At 68.6% G+C, this 12,421-nt stretch carries 11 protein-coding genes and 1 tRNA gene; 4 read left to right on the forward strand and 8 right to left on the reverse strand.

The features are described from left to right. The first annotated feature begins 1 nt into the window (after position 1). A complete protein-coding gene (gene pstA, locus RYJ27_RS10375) occupies positions 2-1,108 on the forward strand; it encodes a phosphate ABC transporter permease PstA (protein ID WP_330170236.1) in 1,107 nt (368 codons plus the stop codon). A 37-nt stretch (positions 1,109-1,145) separates the two neighbouring features. After that, on the forward strand, positions 1,146-1,925 hold the full coding sequence (gene pstB / locus RYJ27_RS10380) for a phosphate ABC transporter ATP-binding protein PstB (protein WP_330170237.1): 780 nt from the start codon (positions 1,146-1,148) through the stop codon (positions 1,923-1,925). A 69-nt stretch (positions 1,926-1,994) separates the two neighbouring features. Here pstB and RYJ27_RS10385 read toward each other — a convergent pair whose 3' ends face one another. From RYJ27_RS10385 to sigK, 4 genes are all read right to left on the reverse strand, one after another. Beyond that, a complete protein-coding gene (locus tag RYJ27_RS10385; protein ID WP_330170238.1) occupies positions 1,995-2,879 on the reverse strand; it encodes an aminodeoxychorismate lyase in 885 nt (294 codons plus the stop codon). A 170-nt stretch (positions 2,880-3,049) separates the two neighbouring features. Beyond that, positions 3,050-3,694: a DNA-directed RNA polymerase subunit beta gene (locus RYJ27_RS10390; RefSeq protein ID WP_330170239.1), complete on the reverse strand. Its 645-nt coding sequence runs from the start codon at positions 3,692-3,694 to the stop codon at positions 3,050-3,052. A 30-nt stretch (positions 3,695-3,724) separates the two neighbouring features. Beyond that, positions 3,725-4,540, reverse strand: a complete 816-nt coding sequence (locus RYJ27_RS10395) for an anti-sigma factor (RefSeq protein ID WP_330170240.1) — start codon at positions 4,538-4,540, stop codon at positions 3,725-3,727. After that, positions 4,537-5,136 (reverse strand): ECF RNA polymerase sigma factor SigK, encoded by a 600-nt coding sequence (sigK, locus tag RYJ27_RS10400; RefSeq protein WP_396664719.1) that lies wholly within the window; start codon positions 5,134-5,136, stop codon positions 4,537-4,539. Before sigK ends, RYJ27_RS10395 begins: the two co-directional genes overlap by 4 nt. A gap of 345 nt (positions 5,137-5,481) precedes the next feature. Between sigK and RYJ27_RS10405 the strand changes: the two genes are divergently transcribed. Beyond that, positions 5,482-6,150 carry a fasciclin domain-containing protein gene (locus RYJ27_RS10405; RefSeq protein ID WP_330170242.1) on the forward strand — a complete coding sequence of 223 codons (669 nt, stop codon included), beginning with the start codon at positions 5,482-5,484 and terminating at the stop codon, positions 6,148-6,150. A gap of 152 nt (positions 6,151-6,302) precedes the next feature. Continuing rightward, positions 6,303-6,375 (forward strand) — tRNA-Lys (locus RYJ27_RS10410). Positions 6,376-6,508: 133 nt separating this feature from the next. Here RYJ27_RS10410 and RYJ27_RS10415 read toward each other — a convergent pair. The 4 genes from RYJ27_RS10415 to RYJ27_RS10430 are packed head-to-tail and all read right to left on the reverse strand — an operon-like array spanning position 6,509 to position 11,081. Beyond that, complete coding sequence (locus tag RYJ27_RS10415; protein WP_330170243.1) at positions 6,509-7,684, reverse strand: tyrosine-type recombinase/integrase; 1,176 nt, start codon at positions 7,682-7,684, stop codon at positions 6,509-6,511. Between the two features lie 29 nt (positions 7,685-7,713). Further along, positions 7,714-8,058, reverse strand: coding sequence for a type II toxin-antitoxin system PemK/MazF family toxin (locus RYJ27_RS10420; protein WP_191008101.1), 345 nt, complete (start codon positions 8,056-8,058; stop codon positions 7,714-7,716). Continuing rightward, a complete protein-coding gene (locus RYJ27_RS10425; RefSeq protein WP_141381543.1) occupies positions 8,055-8,288 on the reverse strand; it encodes a toxin-antitoxin system protein in 234 nt (77 codons plus the stop codon). The genes RYJ27_RS10420 and RYJ27_RS10425 overlap by 4 nt, the downstream gene beginning before the upstream one ends. Positions 8,289-8,330: 42 nt before the next feature. After that, positions 8,331-11,081 (reverse strand): AAA family ATPase, encoded by a 2,751-nt coding sequence (locus tag RYJ27_RS10430; RefSeq protein WP_422732833.1) that lies wholly within the window; start codon positions 11,079-11,081, stop codon positions 8,331-8,333. Positions 11,082-12,421 lie beyond the last annotated feature (1,340 nt).

A 12,421-nucleotide genomic window follows, 5' to 3' on the forward strand; every position in this document is an offset into this window, starting at 1 on the left:
CATGACCCTCACCTCCACCCCGACGCAGAGTCCCGCCCCCACGTCGACCTCGCAGGCACCGCGCATCACCGGCGGGCGCCTGCCCGCGTGGGTGCCCTGGGCCCTCCTCGGCGCGAGCGCCCTGCTCAGCCTCCTCGTCTTCGGCATCCTCGCCGTGGCAGCCGGCACCGGTGTGAACATCGCCGGCTTCCTCGTCGTCACCGCCCTCGTGTATCTCGCGCTCATCTGGGGCGTCTCCTCGCTCATCGAGGGGCGCCGCAAGGCCGTCGACCGGCTCGTCACGGGGATCGTCTCGACGGCCTTCGCCATCGCGATGGTCCCGCTCATCTCTCTCGGCTTCACCGCGATCACCAACGGCGTCGCGGGCCTGTCGGCCGAGTTCTTCAGCTCGTCGATGCGCAACGTCGTCGGCGAGGGCGGGGGCGCGCTCCACGCGATCGTCGGCACCCTGCTCGTGACCCTCGCCGCCGCGATCATCTCGATTCCGATCGGCCTGTTCACGGCCATCTACCTCGTCGAGTACGGCGAGGGCAAGAAGATCGCGCGGGGCATCACGTTCCTCGTCGACGTCATGACCGGCATCCCCTCGATCGTCGCGGGTCTGTTCGCGTACGCCCTGTTCGCACTCTTCCTGGGCCCCGGCATCCGGCTCGGCATCATGGGGGCGATCGCGCTGTCGGTGCTCATGATCCCCGTCGTCGTGCGCTCGAGCGAGGAGATGCTGCGCCTCGTGCCCAACGAGCTGCGCGAGGCGGCATACGCGCTCGGCGTGCCGAAGTGGCTGACGATCCTCAAGGTCGTGCTCCCCACGGCGATCGCCGGCATCACGACCGGCGTCATGCTCTCGATCGCCCGCGTCATCGGCGAGACCGCTCCCCTGCTCATCACGGCGGGGTTCACGACGAGCATGAACTACAACCTCTTCGAGGGCCGCATGATGACGCTGCCGGTGTTCACCTACACGCAGTTCATGAACCAGGGCATCCCCGCCGAGGCGTTCATCAACCGCGCCTGGGCCGCGGCTCTCGTGCTGATCCTCATCGTCATGGCCCTCAACATCATCGCCCGCGTCATCGCGCGGATCTACGCGCCCGCCAAGGCCCGCTGATCCCGCTCACCACCCGAAACAACAGCCAGAGGAACACGTGTCCAAGAGCATCGAAGTCAACGACCTCAACGTCTACTACGGCGACTTCCTCGCCGTCGAAGGGGTCTCGCTCGACATCGCACCCCGCAGCGTCACCGCCTTCATCGGACCGTCGGGCTGCGGCAAGTCGACGTTCCTGCGCACCCTCAACCGCATGCACGAGGTGATCCCCGGCGCGCGCGTGGAAGGCGAGGTGCTGCTGGATGGCAACAACCTCTACGGCCAGGGCGTGGACCCCGTCCTCGTGCGCCGCCAGGTGGGCATGGTCTTCCAGCGCCCCAACCCGTTCCCGACCATGTCGATCCGCGACAACGTGCTCGCCGGCGTCAAGCTCAACAACCGGCGCATGAGCAAGGGCGACCAGGACGCCCTGGTCGAGAAGTCTCTGCAGGGCGCCAACCTGTGGAACGAGGTCAAGGACCGTCTCGATCGTCCCGGCTCGAGCCTGTCGGGCGGCCAGCAGCAGCGTCTGTGCATCGCCCGCGCGATCGCCGTCTCGCCGGAGGTGCTCCTCATGGACGAGCCCTGCTCGGCCCTCGACCCCATCTCGACCTACGCGATCGAAGAGCTCATCGAGGACCTCAAGAGCGAGTACACGATCGTGATCGTCACCCACAACATGCAGCAGGCCTCGCGCGTCTCCGACCGCACCGCCTTCTTCAACATCGCGGGCACGGGCAAGCCCGGCAAGCTCATCGAGTACGACGACACCCGCACGATCTTCACGACACCGTCGGTGAAGGCCACGGAGGACTACGTCTCCGGCCGCTTCGGATGATCCGGCGGGGAGGGCCGATCCCGTATTCGGGTCGGGGCCGGCCTTCCCACCGTGAGCGCTGCGGGCCGCTCAGGCCGTGCGCGCCCGCAGTGCGTCGTTGAGGGATGCCGTCAGCTCCGCGTCGACGGGCAGTGCCCGCTCGTCGATCGCCCGCACGGGCGCCGCGAGCCGCACGCTGGAGAGCAGCCACGCGGCATCCGCCCGCTCCAGCTCCGCGACGGACACATCCCGGTACTCGGGGTTCTCCCCCCGTCCCTCGAGCCACGCGAAGGCGCTCAGCTGCGTCGTGCCGTGGAGGATCCCGGCCTCCGGCGGCGGCGTGACGTAGCGGCCGTCGATGCGCAGCAGGACGGTCGCCGTGGGCGCCTCGAGCACGAAGCCGTCGGAGGAGACGAACAGCGCGTCATCCGCCCCGCGCCTCTTCGCCTCGCGGAGGGCCGCCATGTTGACGGCGTACGAGAGAGTCTTGGCCCCCAGCAGCAGCCAGGGCGAGCGCTCCGCCGCGCCGCGCGAGACGCCGCGGTCGAGCGTGACGACGTGGATGCCGCGGGTGCGGGCCACGGTGAAGTCGGGCGCCCCGCCGGCGGCGATCCAGGCGGTCGGCGTCGAGGCGCCGTCGACGCCGCGGCTGAGGACGAGCTTGACCGAGGCCTCGCCCGCGGGGCACAGCGTCGCCGCGGCGGCGATGGCCTGGCGCCACTGATCGAGGTTCGGGGCGGGCAGGTCGCACAGCGCCGCCGAGTGCGCGAGGCGCGCGACATGCGCGTCGACCTGGTGCGGCACCCCGTCGACGACGCCGACGGTCTCGAAGACCCCGTCGCCGCGCTGGGCCGCGAGGTCGCCGAGCAGCAGCGCGGGGGCGCCGGGATCGTGGGCGACGAAGGTGCCCGAGAAGTCGGCGCGGTCATCGTCGGATGCCGCGGGACGGATCAGGAGCGCGTGGCGCATGCTCATCCCCCGAGCCTACGCGGCGCGTGCATCCGGAATAGCTCGCGGGGGACGTCGGTTAGACTGTCATAGCCGGGCCGCAGTAACCCCGGGCTCCATCTTCTGCCGCTCCGAGCGGCCATGCGCCGAGAGGCGTTCTGCGGCCCGGCACTTTCATGCCCGCGTGCGGGCGAAGCTCAGGTGAGCGAGTCGCGGCGCCAGAGGGATGCCGCGGCATCCAGATCCTCCGCGAAGGTCGACAGGCGCAGCGCGCGCGTGGTCAGCTCGCTCGCGCGCTCCGGCTCGGTCGGCTCGTAGTCGTCGGCGAGGTGGGTCGCACCCGACGCCCCGACGCGGCAGAACGCGCCGGCGCGCTGCAACGCCACTCCGAAATCGCCGTCGAACACGCCCCGGAGGATCTCGTCCGAGAGCGTCACGAGCTCCTCGGGCCCGGCGGGCGCGGACGCACCGGCGACGACCTCGTCGGCCGAGCCGAGCTCGACCCGGCCCCGCTCGTACAGCAGCGCGGCCGTGCGGGGGTCGTCGTGGATCATCAGCTGCAGCAGGTAGATGCGCCAGAGCGTGCCGGGAAGCGTGCGGGCCGGCGAGCGCGACCACAGCTCGGCGATGTCGTCGATGCCGTGACGGTCGGTGAACTCCACGAGCCGGTCCACGACCCCGGCATCCTGCTCCTCCCGCACACGGGAGAGGAGCGCGGCCGCCGTCGAGTGCGCGACACGGGAAACCTCGGCCGGGTCCTGCGTACCGTACAGGCGGTCGAAGAGTTCCGACGGCCGCTTCACCGGCTTGTGGAACCCGGGACCGGGTGTCTCGTCGCTCATCCCTCCAGGCTACGCCGGGCGGGTGGCGTGTCAGGCCGTGGGGATGGCGAGGATGGGATCGCTCGAGGGCTCGCCCGTCGGCGACCCGCCCAGTGGCTCGACCGTGACGGCGATGACGTCGCCGGGCGACATCTCGCCGGCCAGCAACGCGGTGGCGTTGCCGGAGTGGTCGGCCTCGAACACGCCGGCCGCGATCGGGTCGGTGCCGCGCACGAACCACAGCTCGTAGCTCTGGTCGGCCTCGATGGGCGGCAGCCCCTCGGAGACGAGCACCGCCTCGCCGACCGAAGAGGACCAGTGCACCGTCGCCTCGCCGCCGTCGGGAAGGGTCGTCGAGGCGCTCTGCGCGTCCTCCGCCCGCTCGATCTGCTCGAGCGCCACGACCGCCGCGGGCCGCGCGAACTGCTGCGTGACGATCGCCGCTGCGCCGCCGATGCCGAGGAGCAGGGCGAGGGATGCCGCGAGCGCGAACCATCCTCGACGGCCGAGGCCCCGGCGGGTCGGGGCGGTGCCGACGCCGGCCGGCACCTCGGTGGCCGTCACGTCGGAGAGCACGGGCGGTGCGACGACCGGGACATCTTCCTCCGTCGCGGCCTCGGCGCGAGGCTCCGCGGCGAACTGGGGCATCGCCCCGATGCGGGCCAGCACGTCGTGACGCACGCGCGCCGGCGGATCGATCGGCTCGCTCAGGTCGGCGAGCCGGGCCAGCGCCTCGGCATCCGCCCTGACATGGTGCTCCCATTCGGGGTGAGCGGCGAGGGCGAGCGCGAACTCACGCTCGTCGTCGGGGCTCAGCGCGTGCAGCGCGTGGCCCGCAGCGAGCTCGGCGAAGTGCTGCTCGTTCATGTCGTCACCCCCAACTCCAGTCGTAGGCGGGATAATCCGTCCCGCATCCTCGTCTTGATCGTCCCGAGCGGAGCGCCCACCAGCGCGGCGATCTCGCTCTGACTGTAACCACCGAAATACGCGAGCGTCAGCGCTTCTCGCTGCGCCTCGGGGAGCGCCGCGAGCGCCCCGGTCACGCGCCGGCCCTCGATCTTCAGCTCCACCTCTTCGGCGACCCCGTCGTGGGCCACATCCATGTCGCGGAACCCCGCGCGCACATCGCGATCCGTGCTCGCCTGCGCCGATCGCACACGATCGACCGCTCGACGGTGGGCGATCGTGAGTATCCACGACCTGCCCTGCCCCTTCTTCGGAGCGAACTTGGCGGCGGATTGCCACACCTCGAGGAAGACCTCCTGAAGCACCTCTTCGCTCTGCGCCCGGTCGACCAGGACGCGGCAGATGAGTCCGAACACCCGGGAGGACATCGCGTCGTACAACTCGGCAAAGGCGTTCTGGTCGCCGTCGGCGGAGCGCACCAGGAGTTCGGCGATGCGGTCGCCCGACGCGCCGTCTTCGCGCACGTCGATGCCGTCGATCACCATGTCTACAAGCATGCCTCCTCGGGCACCCTCAACGACCCACCGCACGGGATGCGGCATTCGCCGCGGCCTAGAATGCACGGCCGGTTCGCGATCTCTTCGATGCGGTGTCCCGATCGGATGGGGATCCTCGCCCGTGCACCGCGACGTCGGCCGAAGGCTGGGGCGAGCGCCATCGGCCCTCTCCGAGGTGCGCGGACGCGCCGCGCACATCCGTCGCACCGGACGACTTTCGGACTTTCTCAATCCGATCCCCACGGGGTTCCGAAGAGCCCGTGTACGCCGCAGATGCGACGGACCGTCCCGCACCAGGGGCTGCCACAGAAACCGGGCGTGAAGCCCGTATCAGAGGAGGAAGTCATGTCGACACTGACGAAGAAGCGTGTGACGGCGGGATTCGGGCTCGCGTTCGCCGCCACGTTCGCCCTGACCGCGTGTGCCGGAGGTGCTGCGGACACCGCCGACGACTCGATGGAGGAGCCCTCGAGCGCCCCGTCCATGTCGGAGGAGATGGATGACAGCACGATGGACCCGGCCGCCAACCTCGTGGGCCCGGGCTGCGCCGACTACGCCGCCGCCGTTCCCGACGGAGCCGGCTCGGTCGAGGGCATGGCCCAGGACCCGGTGGCCACCGCCGCGTCGAACAACCCGCTGCTGACCACGCTCGTCGCGGCGGTGAGCGGCCAGCTGAACCCCGACGTGAACCTCGTCGACACGCTCAACGGTGACGAGTTCACCGTCTTCGCGCCCGTCGACGACGCGTTCGCGCAGATCGACGCCGCGACCATCGAGACGCTGCAGACCGACGCCGACCTTCTGACGTCGATCCTCACCTACCACGTGGTGCCCGGCCAGGCCGGCCCCGACGAGGTCGTCGGAACGCACACGACCGTCAACGGCGCAGACCTCGAGGTCACCGGCTCCGGCGACGATCTCATGGTCAACGACGCCATGGTCATCTGCGGTGGCGTCCAGACCGCCAACGCCACGGTGTACCTGATCGACTCGGTGCTGATGCCCCCGATGTGATCACCCTGACTCGGTCGTCCGGGGGGACGACCTGAGACGGCCGCGGCCGTCGGCGCCGTTTGCGAGGGGGCGCCGACGGCCGCGTGTCGTGTGCGGGCGGGTCGGATGCTGCGGCATCCGGCCCGCTTCGCGTTCGTTAGGCTGGAGCGCACGGGCCTCTAGCTCAGTCGGTAGAGCATCGGACTTTTAATCCGCGGGTCGTGGGTTCGAGCCCCACGGGGCCCACCCTTCTTTCATCGCTCCGATCCCTTGTAAACACTGGGATCGCGGCTTTCACCGGACACCCGAAATGGCCCCGTGACAACACTTTGACAACATCTGAACGCAGCTTTGTGGCGCGGGAGGGTCGCGGATGTTGTCACACGCTGTTGCCACCGTTGTTGTCACGAGACAGAACAGCGATCACATCGGACGATGCCGCCGCCATCCCGAGAGCCTCCGACACGGTGTCGAGATCGTCGTCGAAGAGGTCGGCATACGTATCGAGGGTCATCACCGCCGAGGCGTGACCCAGCATCCGTTGCACCGCCTTCACGTGAGCGCCGGCCGAGATGGCGAGCGACGCGGCAGTGTGACGGAGGTCATGCGGAGTGACCCGCGGGAACAGCGGCGGGGGCTGCTGTCCAGCGGCCAGCGCGTCGGCGATTGCTTGCTCAGCAGACGCTTGCGCTCGTGTCACAGCGCCGTGGAACCAGCCGCTCGTGGACTTCGGGCGCCGGAGGTGACTCGTGCCGCCGCCGAACACCAACTCATCGCGGCCGCGGCCCGTGACGAGCCGCTCCATCGTTTCGGCCAGGAAGGGCGGGTAGGGCACTTGGCGCTTCTCGTGGGTCTTCGGTGTGCCGACCTGGATGGCGCTACCGACTTCGACCGCATTCTCCTCAACGCTCACCCGCCGGCGGCGAAGGTCGACATGCGTGACGCGCAGCCCGGTCGCCTCACCCCAACGGAGGCCCGTGTAGGCAAGGAACACCACCAATTCAGGCTGAGACGACTCGCGCGCAAGGTCGGCGACCTGCTGATGGGTGAGGTAGGCGCGTGGCTTCGCGACCTTGCGCGGAAGTTTGACACCGCGTGCCGGGTTCGACGCGATGCGACGGTCACGGAGGGCGACATCGAGGATGCCGGCGAGCACCTCGTGCGCACGGCGCACCGTCGTCGGGCTGTGCGTCTTGGTAAGCTCGGAGGTCCACGCCTGGACCTCCGAATGCCGGATGCTGCCGACCGCGCGCCGTTCCCACTTCGGTCGCACGTGGATGCGCCACGCGGAGTCGATGCTGCGGAACGTCGACGGCTTGAGATCCGCCTGTCGCGCCGCGAGCCACTCCGTCCCCAGCGATCCGAGCGGGGCCCTCGAGTCCGAGGGGTCAACGAACTCGCCACGATTCTTGGAGATCTCGACTTCGGCGAGTCTGATCTCCGCCTCGTGCTTCGTGCGAAAGCCCCGCAGGGTCGCCTGCAGCCCGTTCGGCTTGCGGTAGCTGATCCGATACCGCCGTCCGGCGGCGACCGTGTACGAGTGGATGCTGCCCATGACTCAGTGTTCTCCCGTCGTCAAGCCGGTCAGAGATCGAGGAAGTCGCCCAACCAGGTGCGTACTACGGCGAGACAGTCGAGGGACACTTCACCGGCTACTCCCGTGAGCCGATCGCGCGACAACGTGCGGGGCTGCTCCGTCATGACCCACGACGGTCGTTCCAGCCCGCTCGGCCCCTCGACGCGAACGTGGTTCGGCCATCCTCGATCGGTGGTCGTGATCGGGAGCACGATAGCGAGGGTCGTGACCGCATCCAGATATCCTGCGGACGCGATGATCAGCACGGGGCGATGACCGCCTTGCTCTCTGCCGCGCACGGGCTCGAGCGTCGCCCAGGCCACGACGCCCGGGGCGAGCTCGGGTGTGGTCACGAGGCGTCGGCCAGTTCCGTGCGCTCCCAGTCTCCCGTCTCCGCAGCATGAGACGCCACATCGGCGCTGCTCGACGCGTCGATTGCGGCCTTCAGCAGCCGCAGACGCCGCCGTCTGTCCTCGGCGTCGGCGAGGTACGCAAGATGCGCGCCGAGCGTGAGCCCGTCGCGGGCGGCTTGATCCTTGAGCCGGTCGCGGAGCTCGTCGCTGACTTTGATCGTCGTAGTCATACCCGAAGTATACCGCTGTGAGATCCCGCCCCGCAGTGCTGATCACAGTGGGCGCCCGCCGTGCGACGGGGATGCGCTGGGTGTGATCCACGGTGCGGACGCCTGAACCTCGCGCTCGCGTGCTGCCCGTCGCAGCTCGGCGTGGGCGGCGCGGATAGCGTCCTGGAGCGTGAGCTCCGTTGTGCCGCGCATCATCGTCGCCCCCAGCTGTGCTGTCGCCTCCTCGTCGGTCCGCGCAACGGTGATGGCGGTGTTGTGGTGGCGCCCTCGGGTCAGTCCGACGTAGAGGCCGGCGGCGTCGACGTCCGGACCGACGACCGCGGCATCCGTCGTCTCTCCCTGAATGCCGTGCACCGTTGACGCGTACGCCAGCTGCACGTGTTCGAACGCATACTCGCGACTCACTCCACGCATCTCACCGCTGTCGCTCGCCGACACGAGGGTGATGCGATCGTCGCGAATGCCGAGCACCACCCACTGCGCGCGGTTCTCGACGCCGGTGCGCGGGTCGTTGCGACGCGTCTGTACGGTGTCGCCGACGAGGAGACGCTGCTCCCCCATCCCAAGCGCGAGCACGGTGGAGTCAAGCTCCCCTTCGTCGACGCGGCGCTGCTGGATCGCATCGTTGATCGCATCCGCCTCACTGTTGGTGCCCGAGACCAGCGCGACGCGCTTCCCGCGCGCGTGCCACTCGAAGTAGGCCGCCACCATCGCGGCGCGCGCCTCCTCCGCTCCCGATGCCCGTTGCACATGCCCGCGCTCGAGCAACTCCCCTGCAATCGTGAGGGCGTCGTCACGGTCGCGGGGCTCGCGCAGGCGAAGAGTGAGCGCAGCGTATTCGGGATCACTGAACCGGTGCACCGTGCCGAGTTCCACGGATGCTGTCGCACACCGGACCGCTGATGCCATCGCCCCCGCGTGCCCGACCGGAAGCGCCTGACACGGATCGCCCACCATCGCCACTCCCACCTGCTGCTCGATCGCGAGACCGACGAGTGCAGCCTCGGTCTGCAGGTCGACCATGCCGGCTTCGTCCACGACGATCCGATCGCCGCGTCGGAGAACGAACCGCGATGGGCCCGCATAGATCGCGCCGGTGTCTCTGTCCGACTCCCCCACCGACAGCCGCGTCCACGCCTCGGCGCCGGCGGCGTCGACGGTCCAGCGATAGCCGTGATCGGCGAGTAGGGCATGCAGGCTCGAAGCCTCCGCGCCCACCTCACGTGACGCCACGGACGCGGCCTTCCGAGTCGGTGCGACGACCAGCATTTGTCGGTGTTGCGATCGCAAAGCCGCGAAAGCCACGCGCAGCATCGTGGTCTTACCCGCGCCAGCCGGCCCGGTCACCGTCACGAGGCCGCCGGCCCCGGCAATCGCGCCGGCGGCCGCGAGCTGCGAGGGATCCAGCTGGTCGACGTCTTCCGGGAATGCCGCGCTGCGACGGAGCTCCTGCGGCAGGAGCGAGCGACCCGGCGATGCGAGCGCGTCCAGGCTGCCGGCGAGATGAATCTTCAGGCGCACTGTCTCGGTCGCCATGAACGCCTTGACCTGGCCCGGGAGGTCGGCATCCGTCATCAACCGCACGCACGTGCCGTGTGCTTTCTCTGCGATCGCGTCGATCGTCGCGATCAACGCATCGCGGGGCGCGACCACCCCGCTCCGCGCGAGGGCGCGCGTCGCGCCCGCTCGGAGGTCGAAAGAACTGAACCTCCCGCCGGTGCGGGTGGAACGCTCGTCCGCATCGACCACCGCGGCATGCGCCAGAAGGTCCAGGTCGAGCGCGTGGAGTGGGGTGGAGACGAGCGGCACAGGCGCACGGTCCACAGCGAGCCGGGCATCGAGACTCGCGAGCTCGCCACGCACAGTCGCTTCCCACGACAGCTCGTCGAGGTGAGCGGGTTTGTTCGGGCGCGACATCGCCCACGCGCGACGGTCGATCTGTGTCAGAACGCGGATGCTGGGGCTCGTCCCATCGTGCTCAGCGCTCCACTCCGCGATGAGTCGGGCTCGATTCACCTCGATCTGCGCCGAGCGCCGCGAGAGGGGCCGCACCACGCTCGCAAGTTCGGCGACCTCGCCGTCATCGTCGAGCGTGAACCCGTGACGGGCGAGCGACGCGAGCCACTGCGGATCTGTTCGCGCAGCGAGATCGCCTTCGGCGTTGATCAGGGTGTGGAGCTTCATTGCGACCCGCGAGTCGACGTTGGACCACTTGCCGTCAGCGCCGAGCACCTTCACGTTCAACCAAAGGTGGCGGTGGGCGTGCGGGTCGAGCGCGCGCGAGCGCCGATGGTCGAGCTCGACCACCTCGATGCGGGTGATGTCTTCCCGAATGAGTCCGCCATGACCGCGACGTGCGTTCAGCTCGTTCAGCCAGGTAGTGAGGATCTGGTCACGCAGGCGATTCTGCAGCGACTCGAATTCGGACGCGAGCTCCGGATGCAGCAACGCCGCGATGCTGTACGACTTCGGGTGGTTCAGCGTCGCGTCGAGCAAGAGATCGGCGTCCGCGCTGAGCCGCTGGCTTCCACGCTTCTCCCCCGTCACCGGGTCATGACCCGTGAGCCACACCCGGAGCGCTCCTGCCGATAGCTCGTCGGCTGCGATTGCGCCATCCGTCACAACGAATCTCGTGACGCTCGCATCGGTGGCGCTGCTGTAACGCTCGAGCGCGTCAGATCCGGTCGAAAGGTGGAGATGAGCATCGCAAGTTCCCTTCACGGCGTAGTCGATCGCCCGACCGACCCCGCCGGAGCCGGCGCCTCTCTTCCACCGCTGGAGACCTCCCCGCATGTCGCTAGGCTAGGACGGTATTTGACTCCTGGCCAGTGTTTTTTGTGCCATGCAGGTAGATGTCGCCGAATCCTTCAGGATGACGCTCGAGTCACGGGATCACCGATTGGTGCCTGCGTGCATCGCTGTATTGCCGTCGGAATGTCGTGGTGTCTTGCTCCTTATCCTTTAGGAATCTTCGGTTCTGCTACATCAGCTTTGCGGGTCGAGGCTGATGGTGGTGTATCACGTGGAAGCCTGGGGAAGTCGCGATCAGCAACTGTAAGGCCAGGTCGCGACAGTGAACCTAGTCACGCGTGATCGCAATGAACCGCGGCATCAAGGGATGGCCTGAGAAATTGGGGAGCGCATTCGCCGATAGTGAACCTTATGTCAGCTTAGAAGGCATCGAGCCCCTCCCCAGACGCCGATCGGCGTGAGGGGTGGTGCGTCTCTTTTGCGCGTGGGTCGTCTTGTTCGACGGGCTCGTGTGGCTGCTCATTCCCGGCTTCATCTTCGCGGTCTTGGGCCGCGCGCGTCACCGTTGGGCGGAGACCGCGAGCAGCGGAATCGAGGTATCTGCCGAGCCGTGTTCGCAGCCCTGGGAAGGCACTCGTAAGTTCCGTATTGCGCTTTCCGGGTACGGGACTGCCAGCCTCGCTGAGGGCGACTGCTAGGTTCCTGGGTGCCGACTTGCCTTTCTGTAGGTTCGGGCTATGGTGAGGGCATGTCGATGACCGCCCCTTTCGCCAGCGCGCAGCGTCTTATTGACGCCGGCGTTGTGCGGGCTGTTCTGGATATCGCGGGAGCCCGTCACGAGGTTCTCCCGCCGCGGATGACGGGCGCGGGAGCGGTATCGCTCTTGCTCTCCACCCGTCGCGCTCCGCCGTAAATGAGTCCGTGGTTTCCACGGCTTGTCCGGCTACCCAGCGCGTCGCATATGCGGCGCTTTTTTTGTACCCAGGAGGCAGAGATGCCGATCACACGACCGCGCAAGACAACGCCACGCGCCGACCCCAGGCCGCGCCGCTCCGCGCTGTGCGCCGCCAACCGCGGCGACACGGTCACCGCGCTACCGACACATCGCTCTGACGGAAGCAACGCCGGCCGGTCAGCGCTACGGGTCGCACGGATCCTCAATGTCCGGGCATGGGGCGGAGGGAGATCATGAGGTGTCGTTGGACTCCGGACGCGTTGCGGGCTCGTCTTCGCGCCTGGTCCGTGCTGAACACGGTTGCGGGGACCGTTCCTGTGCGGACGGCGAGGATGCGTCTAGCTTTCATGGAGATCATCTCGCAGGTCGATCGGGGGGAGCTGCCCCTGGATGGTGCGGCGGAGCTGTTTGATCAGTTGGCGAAGCT

The sequence above is a fragment of the Microbacterium limosum genome (assembly GCF_036324365.1).
GTDB lineage: Bacteria > Actinomycetota > Actinomycetes > Actinomycetales > Microbacteriaceae > Microbacterium > Microbacterium limosum.